We start from the raw sequence: 21,174 nt of genomic DNA on the forward strand, positions 1-21,174 counted from the left end.
TTGCTTTGGCCTGTATCCTTTGGAGAAAACTGGTATAGCAAGATGTATGCCGGACATTCTCGTAGTTTTACGATGGTCTCTAAAACGCCTGCCGGCTGCTTTCATGACATAGGTGGGAACGATACACGCACAAGCTCCAGGGATATCTTCGCTCATGATAAGCCCGGGAACAGGAGGCATACGATAACCGACGTTTGGGGGATTAGTTTCGTCCTGTCCTGAGTCCTGAGCAGGGGACAGCCCTGTGCGTCATTGGGGAGGGGATGGGCCACGCCTCGTGCTGCCCGAAAGCAGGAGCAGGCCGTGACCGTTGCAACAGGGCATCTGCGGGCATCGACAGCAGCGCTACAGGGAAGTCTTCCCTCGCTCAAACGAAAAATGCCATGCCCGTCGGCACAGACACCGTTCGGGCATGGCACAAAGTTACAAGGGCTTTTCCCTGTTTTTTAGAACAGCTGCACGCCGCCCAGCCAGTGATGGCGGACGCGGCCCTGCATCTCCCGGCCCAGGAAGGGAGTGTTGTAGCTCTTGGAGTACAGGGTCTCGCGGCTGACGGTCCACTTTTCTTCGGGATCGAAGAGGAAGAAGTCGGCCGGATCACCGGGCTCGAAGCGGTTGAGGGGCAGATTGAAGATCTCGGCCGGGCGCACGCTCCAGAGGCGGTGCAGGTCAGCCTCGCTGATGACGTCCTCGCGCACCAGCTGCCATGTCAGGGTCAGGGCCAGATCCATGCCGGTGAAGCCGCAGGGGGCCTCGTCCAGGGTACGCTCCTTTTCATGGGCGGCGTGGGGGGCGTGGTCGGTGGCCAGGATGTCGATGGTGCCGTCCTTGATGGCCCGGCGCAGGGCCTCGCGGTCTTCGGGGCGGCGCAGCGGCGGGCTGACCTTGGCGTTGGTGTTGTAGCCGTCCAGCGCGGATTCATCCAGCGTCAGGTAGTGGGGGCAGGTCTCGGCCGTGACCTTGACGCCGCGGGCCTTGCCCCAGGCGATGATGTCCACGGTCAGGGCGCTGGAGACGTGGGCGATGTGCACGGGCAGGTTCAGGTATTCGGCCAGCATGATGTCGCGGGCGGCCTGCACGGCCTCGCCCACCGGGGGCTGGCCCTTGACGCCCAGGCTACCGCTGAGGGGACCTTCGTTCATGACCCAGCCGCGGGCCAGGGTGCCGTCCTCGCAGTGATCGATGAAGGTCAGGCCCAGGTCGGCGCCGTATTCCATGACGCGGCGCAGCAGTTCGGTGCCGGGCATGGGACGGCCGTCATTGGAGATGGCCACGCAACCGGCGTCCTTGAGCTCCTGCAGGGGGGCCATCTCCTCACCGGCCAGGCCCACGGTGGCGGCGGCGATGGGGCAGAGGCGCGGACCGTGGGGATGGGTCTGGGCGGCGCGGTCCAGCATGAAACGGGTGACGCTGGCGTTGTCGTTGACGGGCTTGGTGTTGGCCATGCACATGACCGAACCGAAACCGCCGCGGGCGGCGGCCTCTAGGCCGGTGTTGATGTCTTCCTTGTATTCGAAGCCGGGCTCGCGCAGGTGGACGTGGGCGTCCACCATGCTGGGCATGAGGATCAGGCCGCGGGCGTCCACGATCTGGCTGCCTTCGGGCGCGGCGTGATGGCCGGCGGGGGTCATGGTCACGATCTTGCCGTCCCGCACCAGCAGGTCAACGGGGGCGTCCAGGTGACGGGCGTTCTTGATGCACAGGGTCATTTAGCAACCTCCATCGTTACGGGTGGCCAGCAGGTAGAGGACGGCCATGCGAGTGGCCACACCGGACGCCACCTGATCGAGGACCAGGCTGCGCGGGTCGTCGGCCACGTCGTTGGAAATCTCCAGCCCGCGGTTCATGGGGCCGGGATGCAGGACCTTCACGCCGGGGTGGGTGAGTTCCAGATGACGTTCGGTCAGGCAGAAGCGGCGGGAATATTCGGCCAGGTCGGGCAGCAGGCCTGCCTGCTGGCGTTCCAGCTGCAGGCGCAGGCACATGACGGCGTCGGTGTCGCGCACGGCCTGGTTGAGGTCGCCGTACACGTCCACGGGCCAGGATTCCACACCGGCGGGCAGCAGGGTGCGCGGCGCGCACAGGCGCACCTTGGCGCCCAGCATGGTGAGCAGGTGCACGTTGGAGCGGGCCACGCGGCTGTGGGCGATGTCGCCCAGGATGAGCACCTGCTTGCCGGCAAAGGCATCGCCCCAGACCTGCCGCAGGGCGAAGCTGTCCAGCAGGGCCTGGGTGGGATGGGCATGCCAGCCGTCACCGCCGTTGACGATGCCGCAGGAGACACGCTCGGCCAGGAACTGGGCCGCGCCGCTGCTGGGATGACGGATGACGATGACGTCAGGCCCCATGGCCTGCAGGGTCAGGGCCGTGTCCTTGAGGCTTTCGCCCTTGTTGAGGCTGGAACCGGACTTGGCTAGGGAGTAGGTGTCGGCGGAAAGGCGCTTGCCGGCCACATCGAAAGACGTCTTGGTGCGGGTGCTGTTCTCCACGAAGAAGAGCACCACGGTCTTGCCCTTGAGGGTAGGCACCTTTTTGACGGGTCTCAGGTTGATTTCCTGGAAACTGGCGGCCACGTTCAGCAGGTGACGCACGTCCTGTGCGTCGAGCTGGGTGACGTCCAGCAGGTCTTTGTGCGGCCAGCGGTACGTAGTATCTGTAGTCATGGCGTCGTGGGGTTGCAGAATTAAAAAAAAGCCCGCTCAACGGCGGGACAAAAGAAAAACCGGGCAGAACCCCTGCGAACGGCGTTCACAGGGCGCAGATCACCGCGGTACGTTGCCAGACATTTCATGGGGGCAAACCTAGACGCTGCCGGGCGCTTTGTAAAGCAAAAAGTCAGTTGACGCTTTGGGGGGCTTTGTCTACTTTCTTGAGGTATTGCGCCGGACCAGCGGCAGGTGTCCGGTGCCTGTCCCGGGGGCGTGACGGGGCCCGTGGCCCCACGCCTTTTTGTTTTTTCTGCCGTTTCGTACCGCGATCGCGCCTCCGGGCACGACCTGCGCTGCCATGGAGGAAGGTCGTCATGCTCGTTTCAATCCTTGTCTATTTGTGCTGCGGCGCCGTGGCCGGTGTGCTTGCCGGTCTGCTGGGCGTGGGCGGCGGTATCGTCATCGTGCCCATGATGGTGGCGGTCTTTCCCAGTCAGGGCATCCCGGCCGAATATGTGCAGCAGATAGCCCTGGGCACCTCGCTGGCCAGCATCATGATCACGTCCATCTCCAGCAGCCGGGCCCATCACAAACGCGGTGCCGTCCACTGGGACATCTTTCGCAACATCACGCCCGGCATCCTGCTGGGCACCTTCCTGGGCGGTCTGGTGGCCACCCACATGCCGACCCTGTTCCTGAAGGTCTTCTTCATCTGCTTCCTGGGCTTCGTGTCCCTGCAGATGCTGTCCAACTACCGTCCCCCGGCCAGTCGTGAGATGCCCGGCGCCCTGGGCACCGCCGGTGTGGGCGGCGTCATCGGCCTCATCTCCAGTTTCGTGGGCATCGGCGGCGGGACGCTCTCCGTGCCGTTCATGAGCTTCTGCAACGTGCCCCTGCATCACGCCGTGGGCACCTCGGCCGCCATCGGCTTCCCCATCGCCGTGGCCGGTACGCTGGGCTATATCGTGGGCGGCTGGAATGCCCCCGGCCTGCCCGCCGGCTGTGTGGGCTTCGTGAACCTGATGGCCTTTTTCGGCATCGCTGCCGCCAGCTTCATGACGGCCCCCATCGGTGCCAGGCTTTCCCACTCCCTGCCCACGGCCAAGCTCAAGAAGGGCTTTGCCGTCTTCCTCATCATCGTGGCCCTGCGCATGCTGGTGGGCCTGTTCTAGGATCATCCCCGGGCGGACCGGGACCGTCACCGTTTCGGGGCCTCGCGTCCCTGCCGAGGCCGTCGTGCTCTTTTGCGGAGCGCGGCGGCCTTGGACGGAACGGGCCTGTCCGTCCCTGTTTCAAGGCTGGCACGCGGCCTTCCACCGTAACCATTTCGAATCGGGAGACCCATGAAGCTGAAAACATACAATAACAGGCTCGCTGAGTCCGTCTGGTGGAACCTGCTCTGGCTGACCATCGGCGCCTTTTTCGTCACCGTATGCGTCAAGAGCGTCGTGGCTTCGCACGCCATGCTGGCTGGCGGTGTCCTGGGCATGGCCCTGCTGGTGTTCTACAATACCGGCCTGCTGACGCCCCTGATCTGGTATCTGGTGCTCTCCATCCCCATCTGGGTCTGGGGCTGGTTCTTCGTGGGGCGCCGCTTCTTGCTCTATACGGCCTACGGCACCATCTGTACTACCATCTTCGGCATGTTCGTGGACTTCCAGATCCCCATCAACAACGAGGTCTACGCCGCCGTGGTGGCCGGGGTGCTGCACGGCACCGGCGTGGGCATGATGCTGCGCACCCTCGGCAGCGGCGGCGGTACGGACATCATCGCCGTGGCCCTGAAACAGCGCTGGAACATCCCCATCGGGCAGTTCAGCTTTGCGGTCAACATCTGCATCTTCCTGGTGGGCGCGTTCAGCCTGTCGCTGGACATCATCATCGCGTCCACCATCATGATGTTCATCTCGGCCAATACGCTGGAGTATGTGGTGGGCCTGTTCAACCACCGCAAGCTGGTGATGATCATTTCCGAGAAGGGCGAGGAGGTCAGCGAGGCCATCCTGGCCAGCGAGCGCTTCGGCGTGACCCTGATCCGGGGCAAGGGCGCCTATTCCGGCGGCGACAGGGAGATCCTGCTCACCGTCACCAACAACGTGGCCCTCAAGCGTCTGGAGAACCTGGTCTTCATGGTGGACCCCAAGGCTCTGTTCGTGGTGGAGAACACCTTTTACGTGTCCGGCGGACAATTCTCGCGCCGGAATTGATGCCCTATGCTGCAAGAACATGACGACCGGCTCCGCATCATCCGCGCCCGGACCATCCTGGATATGCTCGGGGAGCGCCCCGCCACGGGCCGCGACCTTTTCCGCCCCCTCAAGGGCCTGGACAATGCGGCGCTGCTGGTACGCGGCGGCCGCGTTCTGGACGTGCTGCCCTGGAAGAGCGTGCGCGTGCCTGTCGGGACCCCGGTGACGGACATGGGCGACGTGACCCTGATGCCCGGCAGCATCAACGCCCACTGCCATCTGCAATTGTCGCATACGGCGGGCCGGACGTTGTTCGGCGCGGGCTTCACGGCCTGGCTGCGCAGCCTCATCGCCCTCTTGCGCGAAGAGCATGACGGCACGGCCCTGATCGGGGCCTGCCGGGACATGGCCGCGGCGGGCACGGCCCATGTGGGCGATTATGCCGGGGACGGCCTGCTGGCGGTGGATGCCGCCGTGCGGGCGGAAGGCATGGGCGTGACCCATTTTTGCGAGTGGTTCGGCGGTCAGGCCCCCTTCATCGACGACGGGCGTCCCTGGCCGCCGCGCTGCCGTGCCCTGCTGGAAGGCCGGCCGGAAATGGCCGGGCGCTGTGCTCCGGCCGGGCACGCCCTGTATTCCACGGATGCCCGCGTGTTGCAGGATGCGCGGCAGTGGTGTCGGCTGAAGGGGCGTCCCTTCGCCCTGCATCTGGCGGAATCCGAGGAGGAGACGCGCCTGCTGCTTGACGGCGAGGGCCCCCTGTGGGACTGCTACCGGGGCATGGTGCTGCCGGAAGACTGGGCCGTGCCGCATCTGCGGCCTGTGGCCTATGCCCGGCGTCTCGATCTGCTGGGTCCGGGCACGCTGGCCGTGCACGGCGTGCAGCTGGAGCCCGCCGAAGTGACGGCCCTGGCCGCTAGCGGCAGCGCCCTGTGCCTGTGCCCCCGTTCCAACGAATATCTGGCCGTGGGCACGGCGCCCGTGGCCGCGCTGCTGGAGTCCGGCCTGCTGTGCTGTCTGGGCACGGACGGCCTCAGCTCCAACACGGATCTGGATGTGCGTCAGGAAGCTGTTTTTTTGCGCGAAAGGCTGGACGTTGCCCCGCAGGCCCTGATACGGTGCCTCACTGTGAACGGGGCCGCCGCACTGGGCCTTACCGGATACGGGCGTCTCGAACCCGGGAGCAGGGCCGTTTTCAGTGTGCTGCCTGAAAGCCTCTCCATCTGATCCCATGCTATTTCGGCCGGTATGTCTCCGGCCTTCCACGACAGTTGTCCTTCATATTCACCGAATCATCAGAACGAGCAATAACGGGAAAGGTTATGAGCGAAGCAATCCTTGACTGGAAGGAAGCCATGGCGCGCGTGGATACCACGCGCGGGCTCTATGTGAAGCTGCTGCGAAACTTCATCGAGACGGAACGGGACACCCCCGTCAGGGTCTCGGTAGCGCTGAAGAACGGTCAGCAGGAAGAAGCCCGCGCCATGGTCCATGCCACGCGTGAAGCTGCCGCCGAACTGGGCGGCAAGGCGCTGGCGGCGGTCGCGCTGGAGCTTGAGATGGCCATCAAGGCCGGTGCGGACACCACGGTGGCCCTGCACCGTTTCGACAGCATCACCACGGATACCCTGGTGGCCATGGCCACGGTGGCCGCACAATAAACAGATGTTTTTCCGCCCGTCCCCCGCATCCCTGATGCCGGGAGGAGCAAAAAAGTCTTTTTTTTTCCATCGTTGCAACTGTCGTGGAAGGCCCTTTCCGCCCCGGACGGGGAAAGAGGAAAGGGCTTTTTCTTTTGTACGTTTTGGGATATGCTGTCCGCTTGCAACAACTCGTACCTTTGGGAGAGTACCTTATGAAAAAGCTCGGGCTTTTGCTGGGAGTGGTAGCCTTGCTTGTGCCTTCGCTGGTTCTGGCGGGCGACATCAAGATCGGTCTGATGTGTCCGTTGACGGGCAAATGGGCCTCCGAAGGGCAGGACATGAAAAATATCGTGAGCCTGCTCGTGGATGAAACCAATGCCAAGGGCGGCATCAACGGCAGCAAGATGGAACTGGTGGTGGAAGACGACGCCGGTGACCCGCGCACCGCTGCCCTGGCGGCCCAGAAGCTGGCTTCCGCCGGTGTGGTGGCCGTCATCGGCACCTACGGCTCCGCCGTGACCGAAGCCACCCAGAACATCCTGGCCGAATCCGAGCTGGTGCAGATCGGTACCGGCTCCACCAGCGTGCGCCTGACCGAAAAGGGCCTGCCGCTCTTCTTCCGCACCTGTCCGCGTGACGACGCCCAGGGCAAGGCCGCTGCCGCCGCCATCATCAAGGCCGGTTACAAGAAGGTGGCCCTGCTGCACGACAACTCCTCCTATGCCAAGGGCCTGGCCGAAGAAAGCCAGGCGGCCCTGGAAAAAGCCGGTGTGAAGATCATCTTCTACGATGCCCTGACCCCCGGCGAACGTGACTACACCGCCATCCTGACCAAGCTGAAGGCCGCCAACCCCGACCTGATCTTCTTCACCGGCTACTACCCCGAAACGGGCATGCTGCTGCGCCAGAAGAAGGAAATGGGCTGGGATGTGCCCATGATGGGCGGTGACGCCGCCAACCATCAGGACCTGGTCAAGATCGCCGGTCCCGAAGCCGCTGCCGGTTACGTCTTCGTGAGCCCGCCGCTGCCGCAGGACATGGATACCGACGAGGCCAAGAACTTCCTGAAGGCCTTCAAGGACCGTTACAAGACCGTGCCCGTCTCCGTGTGGGCCGTGCTGGCCGGTGACGCCTACAAGGTGCTCGAGGCCGCCATCGCCAAGGGCAACGACGATCCCGAAAAGATCGCCGAATGGCTCAAGCAGCTCAAGGAGCTGCCCACCCTGTCCGGCAAGATGGGCTTTGACGAAAAGGGCGACCGTGTGGGTGATTTCTACCGCATCTACAAGGTGAACAACGCAGGCAAGTTCGAGCTCCAGGCTCGATAGAAAAGTCATCCGAAGCGGGGCGGCGGGCAGTGAACGCCGCCCCGCAAACTGCGCCGTGGGGCGCATGACCGAGACATGGAACAGTTTTTTCAACAACTTTTGAACGGCCTTGCCGTGGGCGGCATCTACGCGCTGGTGGCCCTGGGCTACACCATGGTCTATGGCGTGCTCAAGCTCATCAACTTCGCGCATGGCGACCTGTTCACCATCGGCGCCTATCTGGGCCTGACCCTGCTGGTGAGCTGCAACCTGGCGGGCGTGCTGCCGCCGGTGGTGGCCGTGCTGGCGGTCTTCATCATGGTGGGCATCATGGTGGCCATCATCGGCTGCCTGCTGGAGCGCGCCGCCTATCGCCCCCTGCGCAAGGCCGGGCGCCTTTCGGCCGTGGTGTCCGCCCTGGGCGCTTCCATCTTTTTCCAGAACGCCGTCATGCTGGTCTACGGCGCGCGCTTCTACGTTTATCCCGACTGGCTGCGACCGGACTTCACCGTTGACCTCTTCGGCATCGCCGTCCCCGGCGTGCGCCTGATGGTCATCGCGGCCAGCGTTATCCTGATGCTGGCCCTGTGGGCCTTCATCCAGCGCACCCGTATCGGCGCGGCCGTGCGTGCCGTGGCCATCGACCAGGGCGCTGCCCGCCTCATGGGCATCAACGTGGACCGCATCATCTCCCTGGTCTTCTTCATCGGTCCCGGCCTGGGCGGCGCAGCCGGCCTCATGGTGGGCATCTACTACGGCCAGATCGACTTCACCATGGGCTGGTCCTACGGCCTCAAGGCCTTCACCGCCGCCATCCTGGGCGGTATCGGCAACATCCCCGGCGCCATGATCGGCGGCCTGCTGCTTGGCGTCATCGAAGCCCTGGCCGCCGGCTACATCGCCATCGCCTGGAAGGATGCCATCGCCTTCACGGTGCTGATCCTCATCCTGATCATCCGTCCTACGGGCATCCTGGGCGAAAGGACGGCCGACAAGCTATGAACCGCACCATCGTCATCGTCGCGCTGGCGGCGGCCCTGCTGGTCCTGCCGCTGTTCACCAATCCCTACTGGACGGACGTGTGCGTCAGCATCGGCCTGTATGCCCTGCTGGCCCTTTCGCTCAACGTCATCCTGGGACAGGCCGGCATCTTCCATATGGGGCATGCCGCCTTCTTTGCCGTAGGGGCGTACGGTACGGCCATCCTGAACACCATGTACCACTGGCCCATCTTCCTGACCATGCCGGTGGCAGGCTGTGCGGCGGCCCTGTTCGCCCTGGTGGTGGCGCTGCCCATCATCCACCTGCGTGGTGACTATCTGCTCATCGTGACCATCGGTATCGTGGAGATCGTGCGCATCGCGCTCATCAATGACGTGGGCGGTCTGACCGGCGGTTCCAACGGCATCTTCGGCATCAGCCGTCCCGTGTTCTTCGGTTTCCGCATCTTCAAGCCCCTGCATTTCTATTATCTGGTCTGGGGCATGGTGGGCGTCAGCCTGCTGCTGTTCTACGGCCTGTGGCGTTCGCGCATCGGCCGCGCCCTCAACTGCATCAAGGAAGATGACGTGGCCGCCGAAGGCTGCGGCATCAACGTGACCCACTACAAGCTCATGGCCTTCGTGCTGGGCGCGTTCTGGGCCGGTATGGCCGGCACCCTCTATGCCGCCAAGATGACCACCATCGCGCCGGAATCCTTCAACTTCATGGAATCCGTCATCATCTTCGCCGTGGTCATCCTTTCGGGCGGCAGCCAGCTGGGCGTGCTGGTGAGCGCCTTCCTGTTCATCGGCCTGCCCGAGCTGCTGCGCGAGTTCTCCGGTGCGCGCATGCTCATCTTCGGCCTGGCCATGATGCTGATGATGATCTGGCGTCCCCAGGGCCTCATGCCGCCCAGGAGCCGCCGTTACGGCGTGGCGGCGCTGCTGGAGGCCATCAAGGCCCGTGCCTGTGCCGACGCTGAGGGCAACGCGGTCCGCCTGGCGGACGATGCCCGCACTGCCGAGAAGGAAGGAGGCCGCGCATGAGCCTGCTGCAACTGCATGAGATCAGCAAGATCTTCGGTGGCCTGATCGCCATCAACGAGCTGTCCTTCTCGGTGGAGCAGGGCAGCGTGGTGGGCCTCATCGGTCCCAACGGGGCGGGCAAGACCACGGTCTTCAACTGCATCACGGGCAACTACAAGCCCGAACACGGCCGCATCACCTTCGGCGGCCAGGACATCACCGGCAAGCGCCCGCACAATATCGTGGAGATGGGCATTGCCCGCACCTTCCAGAGCATCCGTCTGTTCGGCAAGCTGCCCGCGCTGGAGAACGTGCTGGCGGGCCGTCACTGCCGCCTGAAGTCCGGCTTTTTGTCCTCCATGCTGCACACGCCCTGGCAGCGCCGCGAGGAAAAGGCCGCTGTGGAACGCTGCATGGAAGAACTGGAGTTCGTGGGCCTGGCCGATCATTACGCCGAGGCCGCCAGCAGTCTTTCCTACGGCAACCAGCGCCTGCTGGAGATCGCCCGCGCCCTGGCCTCCGACCCCCGGCTGCTGATCCTGGACGAGCCCGCCGGCGGCATGAACGACCAGGAGACCGTGGCCCTGGTGGATACCATCGCGGCCATCCGTGACCGTGGCATCACCGTGCTGCTCATCGAGCACGACATGCGCCTGGTCATGCAGATCTGTGAACACCTTGTGGTGCTGGAAAACGGCACCCTCATCGCCCAGGGCACGCCCGACCATGTCCGCAACCATCCTGCGGTCATCGAGGCCTATCTGGGTTCCGACGATTCCGAGACGTGGTAATATGGCACTGCTGACGCTATCCAACATACATGTCCGTTACGGCAGCGTGGAAGTGCTGCACGGTATCGACCTGCACGTGGACGAAGGGGAGATCGTGACCATCCTGGGCGCCAACGGCGCGGGCAAGAGCACGACCCTGCTGTCCATCAGCGGTCTTGTGCGGCCCTGCGAAGGGGAGATCATCTTTGACGGCAAGCCCCTGCTCAAATACCCCAGCCACGAAGTGGTGAACCTGGGCATCGCCCAGTCGCCCGAAGGCCGCCGGGTCTTCGGCACCATGAGCGTGCTGGAGAATCTGCGCCTGGGGGCCTTCTGCATCCGCGACAAGGAACGCAGCGAGCGGACCCTGGAGTGGATCTTCGAGCTGTTCCCGCGTCTGTTCGAGCGCAAGCAGCAGCTGGCGGGCACGCTTTCGGGCGGCGAGCAGCAGATGCTGGCCATCGGTCGCGCCCTCATGGCCGAGCCGCGCCTGCTCCTGCTGGACGAACCCTCGCTGGGCCTGGCGCCGCTTTTGGTGCGTTCCATCTTCGAGACCGTGCGCGCCATCAACCAGAAGGGCGTCACCGTGCTGCTGGTGGAGCAGAACGCCCGCGCGGCCCTCAAGCTGGCCTCGCGCGGCTATGTGCTGGAAGTGGGCAACGTGGCCATGGAGGACACGGCCGCCAATCTGCTGGCCGACGCCAGCGTGCGCGAAGCCTATCTGGGCGGCTAACCGTCTGCCCGACACATGCGATAAAAAAGAGCCCCTGCCTGATGCGGGGGCTCTTTTGCGTTATGGGCTCAGCGGTGGCGGAAGCCGTACAGCAGGAGCAGGAAAGAACATGCTCCTGGCGGTTCAGTTGGCGGACAGTTGGGTGCCAGGATGACAGCGGCCGTGCGGCAGAAGGGCGTCCCGCACGGTACCAATGATCCGCGCGCTGGACGAGCCTGCCTGCCCCGTGTGCTTGCTTATTGTTCCTCCCGCTCTGCCATGCAGGTCCGCCGCAACGGGAACATCCCTCCGGCTTTACTTGTCGATCTGGCTTTCCGTAAAGGCGTCCGCACGATGCCCCATGAGGGTGATCCCGCCGTATTCCCGTTCGAATTCTTCCAGCTCCTCAGGCGTCAGGCTCACGGCAGCACCGCCGAGAAAGTCGTCGAGATGGGCCGGATTGGTCGTGCCGGGGATGGGAGCGATCCAGGGAGCCTGGGCCAGGAGCCAGGCGATGGCGAACTGGGACATGGTGCACTGCTTGCGCTCGGCCCAGCTACGGATCAGGTGGGGCAGGGGCATGTTGTGCTTCAGGGCCTCCGGAGTGAACTGCGGCAGGGTGGACAGGCGCCCTGTGGTAAAGCGGCTGTTCTCGTCGATGGCGCCGGTCAGGAAACCCCGTCCCAGAGGGCAGTAAGGGACAAGGCCGATGCCCAGTTCCCGCAGGGTGGGGAAGATCTTGGTCTCCGGTTCGCGCCACAGAAGGGAGTATTCGCTCTGCACGGCGCTGACGGGCTGGACGGCATGGGCCCGCCGGATGGAGGCCGCGCTGGCCTCGGACAGACCGAAGTGAAGGACCTTGCCTTCCCGGATGAGGTCTTTCACCGTTCCGGCCACGTCTTCCATGGGGACCTTGGGGTCCACACGATGCTGGTAGAGCAGGTCGATGCGGTCGGTGCGCAGGCGCCGCAGGGAACCTTCCACGGCTCGCCGGATGTGGTCGGGACGGCTGTTGAGGGCCGTAGGCCGGCCTTCTTCGACGCCAAAGCCGAATTTGGTGGCGATGATGACCTTGTCGCGCACCGGGGCCAGGGCTTCGCCGACCCATTCCTCACTGGTGTAGGGGCCGTAGACCTCGGCCGTATCGAAAAAGGTCACGCCGCTGTCGTATGCCCGCCGGATCAGGGCGATCATGTCCTTTTTGGCATAGGTGCCGCCATAGTAGCCTACCATGGGCAGACAGCCGAGGCCGATGGCAGAGACCTGCAAGGAGCCGAGACGGCGTTGCGGCAGGGAGTGGGGCTGCTGCCTGTTTTTTGTGGCGGATGGGGAGGACAGTGCCGCGGCATGGGCCATGCCGTGCAGGGAGGAGGACAGAAGGGCGGCCGCTCCGACGGCCAGGCCACCGGCAAGGAAGCGGCGGCGGGCAAGCTGGTTTTCTCTCGTGATCGTATTCATGATGTACCTCCGTCAGCATCTGGCTGTGATCCCTGTATAGGCAGAGCACACGAAGGAAGAAAGAAACGATCTTTGCAATTAGTTGCCTGTTTTTGGCGATGCCGGCAGATCCGGTCGGATGCGGCAAGATGCTGTCATTCCACCATCTCCGTTCGTCGGCGATAAGGAGCCCATCCCGCCAAAGAAAGGTTTTACGGCATGGGGCGCAGAAAAAGGGGCGCTTTTTCCAAAGCGCCCCTTCCCCCATAAAAATGGAAGATGCCTATTTGCCCGCGAACAGGGCCAGGGCCCGCCCGGCGGCCATGCCGCTGGCCCAGGCCCAGTGCAGGTTGTAGCCGCCCAGCAGGCCGGTGACATCCAGCAGCTCGCCCACGATCCAGAGGTTTTCCCGCACCGTGCTTTGCAGGCTGTAGGGATCCACCTGCCGGGTGTCCACACCGCCGCGGCAGGCCTCGGCTTTTTTCAGCCCGGCCAGACCGGCGGGGACGGTGCGGAAATCATGGATGCGGGCACAGATCTGCTGCCGGGCGGCGCGGGAAAGTTCGGCTATCTTGCGGCCCGCAGTCTCCGGCGACAGCAGGGCGTCCACCAGACGCTGGGGCAGCAGGCGGCGCAGCAGTCCGCGCGGGGTCTGCTTGCCCTGGCCGGGGCCGTCCAGCAGGGCGGCCAGATCGCTGCCGGGCAAAAAGTCCAGGGCAACCTCCTGTCCCGGCCGCCAGAACAGGGAGGCCTTGAGGCTGGCCGGGCCGCTGATGCCGTCGTGGGTGAAGAGCAGGTCGTCCTGCCAGACGGGATCCGCGGCCAGCGAAGGGGAAAGCCCGGCCTGCGGCAGGCCGATGCGCACCGGCAGGCTGATGCCCGCCAGATTGTCGTCCAGCCAGCCGGGGGCCATGCGGAAGGGGGCCAACGCCGGAGCATGCTCCACAAGGCGGTGCCCCAGTGCCTGGGCCAGCCGGAACCCGCTGCCCGTGGCTCCGCATTGCGGCCAGGCGGGACTGCCCAGGGCCAGCACCAGACGGTGGCAGCGCCAGAGGCCCTGCGAGCTGCCGACCTCGAAGCCCGCGCCATCGGGCAGGGGCACCACGTCATGCACGTCGGTCTGGCAGTGGAGGGCACAGCCCTGACGGCGGCAATCCTGCACCAGGGCATCCAGCAAACGTTTGGCCGGGACAGTCAGGAACAGCTGGCCGTGGGCGCGTTCTTCCACGGGCAGGCCCCAGCCGTGCACCAGGCGCTCCATGTCCTGCGGAGTGAAGGCATCCAGTGCGGGCTCGCAGAAGGCGGGATCGGCGCAGGCATAGTGATGGGCCGCCAGACGGCGGTTGGTGAAGTTGGCCTTGCCGCCGCCGCTGATGCACAGCTTGCGGCCGGGGGAGGGGGCACGTTCCAGCAGGACCACGTCCAGGCCGTGGGCCGAGGCTTCGCGGGCGCACATAAGGCCCGCCGCACCTGCCCCCAGGATGAGGACGTCCGTTTTCCGGGGAGCGGCGTTTGACAGGGCCTTTCTGACAGGTCTAGGATGAAAGTTTGCTTGCATCCCACCGTTCTTACACGAGGCCTGCCGTCATGCCAATACTGCCCAGCCGCTACCGCGCGCCGCTCTGGCTGCGCAATGCCCATGTCAACACCATCTGGTCCGCCAAATGCCGCCGTCTGGACTTTCCCGATGCGGCACAGGCCGCCCGCTGCCGAAGGGTACGTCTGGATACGCCGGACGGGGATTTTCTGGATGTGGATGTCTACACGCCCCCGCCGGGCCTGCCGGAACGCGGGGTGGCCATTCTGTCGCACGGTCTGGAAGGCCATAGCCGCCGCCGGTACATCCTGGGACTGGCGCGCGTGCTGCTGGAAGAAGGTTTCCGGGTGCTGGCCTGGAACATGCGCGGCTGCTCCGGCGAACCCAACCGGACCGACCGCCTGTACCATATGGGCGTGACGGTCGATCTGGCCACGGTAGTGCGTTACGCCGAGCAGTGGGATATGCCCATCCTGCTGGCCGGGTTCAGCATGGGCGGCAACCAGACCTGCATGTATCTGGCCAGGGAGCAGGTCTCGCCGCTGGTGCGTGCGGCGGCGGTCGTCTCCGTGCCCTGCGATCTGGTGGGCGCGGCCAAAGTCATGGACGGGCCCGGCTGCCGCATCTATTTGCGCTATTTCCTGCGGACCATGTGTCCCAAGGTTCGTGAAAAAGCGGCCCGGTTCCCCAATTACCCTTCGGTGGAGGGTATCGAGAAGTTCCGTACCTTCGCGGAATTCGACGGCCGCTTCACCGCGCCCCTCTACGGCTATGCCAGCGCCCAGGATTACTGGCGCGAGAACAGCTCGCTGCCCTGGCTGCCGTCCATCCAGACGCCGCTCTATATGCTGATGGCCAAGGACGACCCCTTCTGCTCGCCTTCCTGCTATCCCGTGGACATGGCGGCCAAAAGCGGGACCCTGCATCTGGAAGTGGCCCCGCACGGCGGGCATGTGGGCTTTGCCCAGCCCGGCAGGGACTATTACAGCGAGGAGCGCATACGCGATTTCGTACGCTCACTGTGGTGAGTCGGGGGAGTGGATAGATGGTTTTGAGGGGGAAGGGCCCTTTTTCTGGCGGAAAAAAGGGCCCTTCCCCCTCAAACTCCCCCATCCTCCAAAAACCGCTCGTATGGTCTTTTGACAGTGACGCATGATGCAGCGGGCAGCCTTTGCTGCCGGTCCCCCGATGTATGGGGAGATGGACGCGGGGAGATCCTTTGAAAGGATGCTTGCGTCAGAGGCGGTGTAGCCGGAGTGTGGCCGGGGGGAAAGCTGGAAGTTGCCCGGGAAGGGCGATGAGCTGGGCTCTTTGCCTTTTGCCGTACTCTTGGCGGAGCCTTCGTTTTTTCCCTGCAGTGGGACAGGACGCGTTTTCAAGTAGATATTTTTCCGGACGCGCGGAGGCGTGTTCGAGGCCATACGACCAGCCGTTTTTTTGCACCGTAGGCGGCTTGCGGCCCTAGCTTTTTTATTGTCGTTTTTGTGGTGTGCCGGGGGACTGTGAGCGAAGGGAGACCGTTGCTCATCCGCAGCCTCCATCTTCCTGAACAAAGCGCGTTTGGGGAAGGGGTGGGGCTTGGGGAGGGGGAACCCCTTTGTGCGCCAGCCAAAGGGGTTCCCCCTCCCCAAAAAACGACCTATTTGCCTCGGGCCAGCTGGCGGTTGGTGCGGGCCGTGGCCTGGGCGGCCAGCGGGTCATCGGGCCAGGGATGGCGCGGATAGCGGCCGCGCATCTCGGCACGCACCTGCGGGTAGCCGTTGCGCCAGAAGTGGCCGAGGTCACGCGTGATCTGCAGGGGGCGCCCGGCGGGCGAGAGCAGATGCAGGGTCAGCGGCACGCGCCCGTCGGCGATGTGGGGCGTATCCTCGCAGCCGAAGAATTCCTGCAGCTTGGCGGCCACGAAGGGCCCGCCTTCGGCATCATACACGATGGGATGCGATCTGCCGGAAGGGGCCTGCCATTGTGCGGGGGCCAGCTGTTCGAGTCGTCGCGGCAGTGGGTAGGGCAGCAGACAGCGCAGGGCATCGGCCAGCCGGGCAGCGGAGAGCTGGCGCAGGTCGGTGCAGGTGCCCAGATGGGGCGCCAGCCAGTTTTCCAGCTCGTCCAGCAGCCAGGTATCGGAGAGGTCGGGCCAGGGATCGCCCCATGTCTGGTGCAGCAGGCGCACACGGGCCAGCCATTGGCGCGCGGGCTCGTCCCAGGGCAGAACACGCAGCCCCTGGTCGCGGATGAAGGCACACAGGGCCAGGGCGCAGGCGTCGCCATCGGGACGGGGCAGCGGGGCATCGTCCAGCAGCAGGGCCCCCAGACGGCGACGGCGGCGGGCACTGACCTGGCCTTCCGGACTGACGTTCAGGTCTTCGCTTTCGGTGATCTCTGACCGGAAAAGTTTTTCCAGCACGTCCTGCTCCAGCGCTGCGGCCAGACGGATGCGGCCGCGCGTGCCTGCATCCACGGCAGCCACGGCCAGCATGTCCTGCCGGGCCAGACTGTCCGTCAGGGGCAGGACGGCAGCCTTGCCGTTGCGCATGAGGTACTGGGCCATGCCGTTGTTCTCGCCGCTGCGCAGGGCCACCCGCTCGGGATAGGCCAGGGCCACGACCTCGCCCAGATGGGGCAGCTGTTGCCGTGCCGTGCGCAGCAGGGAAGCCCCGGAGGCATCGGAACCGTTGCCGGTGGGGATGTCCGCCAGTCGTGCCATACGTTCCGCCCACTGGCGCAGACGGCGGAAAGTTCCGTGCCCGTCGCCGGGCGCGCAGAAGCGGTCCAGGCGCAGCGCCAGCGAGGCGTCCGCTAGCGGCAGGGGATCGCGCTCATCCAGCAGGGAAGCCACACAGGCGGCCAGAGCGCCGTATCCGTGTTCCCGGGCGCGTAGCAGCAGGCAGGCCAGCCGGGGCGGCAGGGGCAGCTTTACCAGCTGCCGGCCCAAGGGCGTAGGCAGCAGTTCTTCCGTGCCGGGCTCGATGGCTCCCAGTCCGGCCAGCTGTTCCCGGGCCACGGCCAGATGGGCCTTGGGAGGCAAGTCCAGCCAGAGCAGGTCTTCGGGCCTGCGTGTGCCCCAGACGGCCAGTTGCAGGCAGAACGGCGCAAGGTCCGCATCCAGGATCTCCGGCCGCTGTTGGGGGCGGAAGCCGTGCTCTTCGGCCTGCTGCCACAGGCGGCAGCAGATGCCGGGCTCCAGACGCCCGGCGCGACCGGCCCGCTGCCGGGCCCCGGCCAGCGAGACGCGCACGGTCTCCAGGCGGGAAAGGCCGCTGGCCGGATCGAAACGGCTCTCGCGGGAAAGGCCCGCATCCACCACCAGACGGATGCCTTCGATGGTCAGGGAGGTCTCGGCGATGGCCGTGGCCAGGACGACCTTGCGCTCGCCTGCGGCCGCCGGGGCGATGGCCGCATCCTGTTCCTGCGGACTCAGCATCCCGTAAAGAGGGTAGAGGCGGGTATCGGCGGGCAGGCGTCCTTCCAGCAGCTCGGCCACACGGCGGATCTCGCCCGTTCCGGGCAGGAAGGCCAGCAGGCTGCCGGATTCCTGACGCATGAGGGCCGCGATGACATCGGCCATGTACGGCCACAGGGCCTGGGGGCCGCTGTGGGCCGCGGCGGGCGGCAGCGGCAGATAGCGCTCCTCCACGGGGAACTGGCGGCCCTCGCAGGCGATGACCGGCGCATCCTCCAGCAGGGCGGCCACCTTGTGGCTGTCCAGCGTGGCGGACATGACCAGCAGGCGCAGGTCGGGCCGGAGCACGGCCCGGCTCTCCAGACAGAGGGCCAGCCCCATGTCGGCATGCAGGGAACGCTCGTGGAATTCGTCGAAGATGACGCAGCCCACGCAGGAGAGCTCGGGATCGGCCAGGAGGCGGCGGGTCAGCACCCCTTCGGTGATGATCTCCAGCCGGGTCCGGGCCGAGACGGCGCTTTCCTGCCGCATGCGGTAGCCCACGGTCTGGCCCACGTCCTCGCCCAGCAGGCGGGCGGCGTAACGCGCCAGGGCCCGGGCAGCCACCCGGCGCGGCTCCAGCAGCAGGATCTTTCTGCCCTCCAGCCAGGGGGCCTCCAGCAGCCACAGGGGCACGCGGCTGCTTTTCCCGGCGCCGGGAGGGGCGCTCAGGACGGCATTGCCGTGTTCCAGGGCGCCGGCAAGTTCCGCACGGACGGCATCCACAGGAGCGGAAGGAAGATCGGGGCAACGGTAAGGCCGGGCAGCGGCGGAGGAATCTTTCATGACGGTCGCGCGGAAGGGAAGATGCATCCCTGTTTTTTACTGGAAATTGATGGCCTGTCAGTGTATTGACAGTGTAAAGGCCATGAACGTGGAGAATATGCATGGAGCTCAAGAGCAACGGAATCATCGGGCAAAGCGCCAGCCTGGCCGGTGTGTTCAAGATCCTGGGCAAAGTGGCGCCCACGGACAGCACTGTGCTTGTAACCGGGGAATCGGGAACAGGCAAGGAATTGCTGGTGCGGGCCCTGCATGCTGCCAGCCCCAGGGCTGACAGACCCTTCGTGCCCGTCAACTGCGGCGCCATCCCCCGTGATCTTCTGGAAAGCGAACTTTTCGGCCATGAAAAGGGAGCCTTCACGCACGCCCTGCGTTCCCGCCCCGGCCGTTTCGAACTGGCGGACGGGGGCACCATCTTCCTGGACGAGATAGGCGAGATGGAGCCCGGCCTGCAGGTCAAGATCCTGCGCGTGCTGCAGGAAAAGGAAATAGAACGCGTGGGCGGCACGGGCTGCCGCAAGGTGGACGTGCGCATCGTGGCGGCCACCAACCGGGATCTGGAAGCCGCCGTGGCCGCGGGCACCTTCCGCGAAGATCTTTATTACCGCCTCAACGTCATCCCCATCCATCTGCCGCCCCTGCGCGAACGGGGGCAGGACGTCCTGCTGCTGGCCCGGCATTTCCTGGGCCGCTTCTGCCGCAAGAAGGAACGGCCCCCGCTGGAGCTTTCGCCCGTCGTGCAGCGCATCCTTCTGGCCTATGCCTGGCCGGGCAATGTCCGCGAACTGGAAAATGTCATGGAACGCCTGAGCGTGCTGGTCGACGGGCATATCGTATCCCCGGAGGATCTGCCGGCGCGTCTGCTCCAGAGTGTGGGAGATATTGCCTTGTTGCCGGAAGTGGAGGAATATGCCCCTGAGGCTGACGTCCTTTCCGGTGCCGGGAACGGGGAGCCCGCTGCGGCTGCCTCCAGCCCTTCCTCTGGTTTCGTCTGGCCGGATCTCCAGACTCTGGAGGCCCGGGGGATGGGACTGAAAGAATTCCTGGATGCCGTGGAGATGCACCTGATCGAAGAGGCCCTGCAGCGGACCGACGGAGTGAAGAACCAGGCTGCGGAGCTTTTGGGCATCAAGCGGACGACCCTCATCGAAAAGTTGAAGAAAAAAGGCCTGTAGCCGGAACGCCCGGCGGCTTTTGACTGCGGGCATGCCCGCAGGTTTGCCTGCCCTTGCGGCAGGAGGAGGCTATCATGAACATGAAAATGGCAAGTATCCTTTGTCTGGTCATCATGCTGGCCGGCTGTGTGGCCGGGCAGCAGCGCGGTCTGGTGGGCGATACCTATGTTTCGTCTTCCCAGCCCGCTCTTGCCCTCAAAGCCCGTGACCTGCCCCTGATGGGCAGCATGACGGGTGCCTCGCGCCTGACCAGTTCCGGCGCCATGGGAGGGCTTTTGGTGGACAGCTGGGTCACGGTCTACGGCAAGGGCGACGGCGCGTCGCCTCTGGCCATCGTGGCTCACGGCGAAGTCCCCAACGGCTGGTACTGGGACGGCATCATGCGCCATCCCTTCAGCATCAACGAAGGGGTGGAGACCATCGGCGGCGTGGGCTTCCAGGCCTGCACCTATGTCACCAGCGAAAAGCGTGACGCCTTCCTGCCCCTGGAAGACCCCGAGGGGGCCCGCATCCTCGCGCAGGACGGCCAGCCGCCCCGTCGCTGGCTGGCGCGCATGTTCGCCAACCGCTTCAATTTCGACAGTGACAAGATCGTACTGGAATACCGTGAGCCCCTGCCCGAGGACATCACCTCCATCACGGCCCTGCCTCTGGGGCGCGCCGACTATATCGCCGCATTCGAGCAGCGTGCCCGTGAAGCCTTCATGGTCGAGACCGCGGCTGTCCCTGCTGCAGGCATCATGCCGCAGCGCAACATCGGCGCATTGCAGTGGCGTTACATGGATGAAACGTTCTGGGGAACGGTCTCTCCCTATGACCGTATGGACTGGCGTTAACCCATCCTGGCGAAAAATATACGATTTTGCGTTTCGTCTTTGTTGACGAAACGCTGTCGTCTATTGTACCCAGTAAAAGTTGTTGAAATTGGCGCAACGAGGGGAATGCAATTCCACTGTTGCAGGCTATACGCATGAGGTACACCATGGATGATTATTTGAAAGAAGCACTGGAAATTGCCAGGGCGCAGGCCAGCGTGCGCGTCATGTCGGAAGAAGAAATCACTTCGTTTATCCAGAAAGTGGCTGCCGGTATCCGTACCGTCGCCGAGGGCGAAATGCCTGTGGAGCTGGATTCCGCCGACATGCAGCAGGATGCCCGCAAGTCCATCAAGGAAAAGTCTGTAACGTGTCTTGAATGCGGCAAGACTTTCAAGATCCTCACCAAGCGCCATCTGGCCATGCACGGCATGGATGCCGCGGCCTATCGCGAAAAGTGGGGCTTCAAGAAAGATACGCCTCTGGTGTGCAAGGCGCTGCAGCGCGAGCGTCGCCGCAAAATGAAAGACATGAAGCTGTGGGAAAAGCGTCGCAAGGCCCAATAGCACAAACACCCGCCGCCCGGCGGGTTTTTTCTTTTACCGGAAGGGCATATGCTGCCCTGGTACAGCATATGCCCTTCCGGGGGAGCATGACGCTCCCACCTCTCCGGACAGGCATCGACTTTGTCCCCTTCGTCCCAAGCATTCCCC

18 protein-coding genes are annotated in these 21,174 nt (G+C 64.7%); 13 read left to right on the forward strand and 5 right to left on the reverse strand.

Annotation, left to right across the window (positions count from 1 at the left end; translation table 11 throughout):
* Positions 1-446: 446 nt before the first annotated feature.
* Positions 447-1,709 carry a dihydroorotase gene (locus ACQRCJ_RS08465; protein WP_303997124.1) on the reverse strand — a complete coding sequence of 421 codons (1,263 nt, stop codon included), beginning with the start codon at positions 1,707-1,709 and terminating at the stop codon, positions 447-449.
* A complete protein-coding gene (locus ACQRCJ_RS08470; RefSeq protein WP_006003985.1) occupies positions 1,710-2,663 on the reverse strand; it encodes an aspartate carbamoyltransferase catalytic subunit in 954 nt (317 codons plus the stop codon).
* A gap of 359 nt (positions 2,664-3,022) precedes the next feature.
* Between ACQRCJ_RS08470 and ACQRCJ_RS08475 the strand changes: the two genes are divergently transcribed.
* The 9 genes from ACQRCJ_RS08475 to ACQRCJ_RS08515 all read left to right on the forward strand — a co-directional run bounded on the left by ACQRCJ_RS08475 (position 3,023) and on the right by ACQRCJ_RS08515 (position 11,296).
* Positions 3,023-3,820, forward strand: a complete 798-nt coding sequence (locus ACQRCJ_RS08475; RefSeq protein ID WP_168934597.1) for a sulfite exporter TauE/SafE family protein — start codon at positions 3,023-3,025, stop codon at positions 3,818-3,820.
* Positions 3,821-3,991: 171 nt separating this feature from the next.
* A complete protein-coding gene (locus ACQRCJ_RS08480; protein ID WP_168934596.1) occupies positions 3,992-4,855 on the forward strand; it encodes a YitT family protein in 864 nt (287 codons plus the stop codon).
* A 6-nt stretch (positions 4,856-4,861) separates the two neighbouring features.
* Positions 4,862-6,064: an amidohydrolase family protein gene (locus ACQRCJ_RS08485; RefSeq protein WP_303996702.1), complete on the forward strand. Its 1,203-nt coding sequence runs from the start codon at positions 4,862-4,864 to the stop codon at positions 6,062-6,064.
* A 95-nt stretch (positions 6,065-6,159) separates the two neighbouring features.
* Positions 6,160-6,498 carry a histidine kinase gene (locus ACQRCJ_RS08490; protein WP_168934594.1) on the forward strand — a complete coding sequence of 113 codons (339 nt, stop codon included), beginning with the start codon at positions 6,160-6,162 and terminating at the stop codon, positions 6,496-6,498.
* Positions 6,499-6,692: 194 nt separating this feature from the next.
* The gene (locus ACQRCJ_RS08495; RefSeq protein ID WP_168934593.1) at positions 6,693-7,808 is read left to right on the forward strand and encodes a branched-chain amino acid ABC transporter substrate-binding protein; all 1,116 of its coding nucleotides are present in this window, start codon (positions 6,693-6,695) and stop codon (positions 7,806-7,808) included.
* 75 nt (positions 7,809-7,883) lie between these two features.
* On the forward strand, positions 7,884-8,789 hold the full coding sequence (locus tag ACQRCJ_RS08500; protein WP_006003995.1) for a branched-chain amino acid ABC transporter permease: 906 nt from the start codon (positions 7,884-7,886) through the stop codon (positions 8,787-8,789).
* Positions 8,786-9,814 carry a branched-chain amino acid ABC transporter permease gene (locus ACQRCJ_RS08505; RefSeq protein WP_427799628.1) on the forward strand — a complete coding sequence of 343 codons (1,029 nt, stop codon included), beginning with the start codon at positions 8,786-8,788 and terminating at the stop codon, positions 9,812-9,814. Before ACQRCJ_RS08500 ends, ACQRCJ_RS08505 begins: the two co-directional genes overlap by 4 nt.
* A complete protein-coding gene (locus ACQRCJ_RS08510; protein WP_168934591.1) occupies positions 9,811-10,584 on the forward strand; it encodes an ABC transporter ATP-binding protein in 774 nt (257 codons plus the stop codon). The genes ACQRCJ_RS08505 and ACQRCJ_RS08510 overlap by 4 nt, the downstream gene beginning before the upstream one ends.
* Before the next feature lies 1 nt (position 10,585).
* Complete coding sequence (locus ACQRCJ_RS08515) at positions 10,586-11,296, forward strand: ABC transporter ATP-binding protein (RefSeq protein WP_168934590.1); 711 nt, start codon at positions 10,586-10,588, stop codon at positions 11,294-11,296.
* A gap of 294 nt (positions 11,297-11,590) precedes the next feature.
* On the opposite strand, the gene ACQRCJ_RS08520 is transcribed toward ACQRCJ_RS08515, so the two are convergent.
* Positions 11,591-12,733 carry an aldo/keto reductase gene (locus ACQRCJ_RS08520; protein WP_303996705.1) on the reverse strand — a complete coding sequence of 381 codons (1,143 nt, stop codon included), beginning with the start codon at positions 12,731-12,733 and terminating at the stop codon, positions 11,591-11,593.
* Between the two features lie 262 nt (positions 12,734-12,995).
* A complete protein-coding gene (locus ACQRCJ_RS08525) occupies positions 12,996-14,270 on the reverse strand; it encodes an NAD(P)/FAD-dependent oxidoreductase (protein ID WP_427799629.1) in 1,275 nt (424 codons plus the stop codon).
* A gap of 29 nt (positions 14,271-14,299) precedes the next feature.
* Between ACQRCJ_RS08525 and ACQRCJ_RS08530 the strand changes: the two genes are divergently transcribed.
* Positions 14,300-15,277, forward strand: coding sequence for a YheT family hydrolase (locus ACQRCJ_RS08530; protein ID WP_427799630.1), 978 nt, complete (start codon positions 14,300-14,302; stop codon positions 15,275-15,277).
* Positions 15,278-15,888: 611 nt separating this feature from the next.
* On the opposite strand, the gene hrpB is transcribed toward ACQRCJ_RS08530, so the two are convergent.
* Entirely contained in the window at positions 15,889-18,474 is a 2,586-nt protein-coding gene (gene hrpB / locus ACQRCJ_RS08535) for an ATP-dependent helicase HrpB (protein ID WP_303955895.1), read from the reverse strand.
* Positions 18,475-18,575: 101 nt separating this feature from the next.
* Here hrpB and ACQRCJ_RS08540 point away from each other — a divergent pair, with 101 nt between their 5' ends.
* From ACQRCJ_RS08540 to ACQRCJ_RS08550, 3 genes are all read left to right on the forward strand, one after another.
* A complete protein-coding gene (locus ACQRCJ_RS08540; RefSeq protein WP_303931923.1) occupies positions 18,576-19,646 on the forward strand; it encodes a sigma-54 interaction domain-containing protein in 1,071 nt (356 codons plus the stop codon).
* Between the two features lie 74 nt (positions 19,647-19,720).
* Entirely contained in the window at positions 19,721-20,482 is a 762-nt protein-coding gene (locus ACQRCJ_RS08545; protein WP_204674342.1) for a DUF4851 domain-containing protein, read from the forward strand.
* A gap of 146 nt (positions 20,483-20,628) precedes the next feature.
* Positions 20,629-21,027 carry a MucR family transcriptional regulator gene (locus tag ACQRCJ_RS08550; protein ID WP_040368935.1) on the forward strand — a complete coding sequence of 133 codons (399 nt, stop codon included), beginning with the start codon at positions 20,629-20,631 and terminating at the stop codon, positions 21,025-21,027.
* Positions 21,028-21,174: the final 147 nt, after the last annotated feature.

The sequence above is a fragment of the Desulfovibrio sp. SGI.102 genome (assembly GCF_050314315.1).
In the GTDB taxonomy this organism is placed as follows: Bacteria; Desulfobacterota; Desulfovibrionia; order Desulfovibrionales; family Desulfovibrionaceae; genus Desulfovibrio.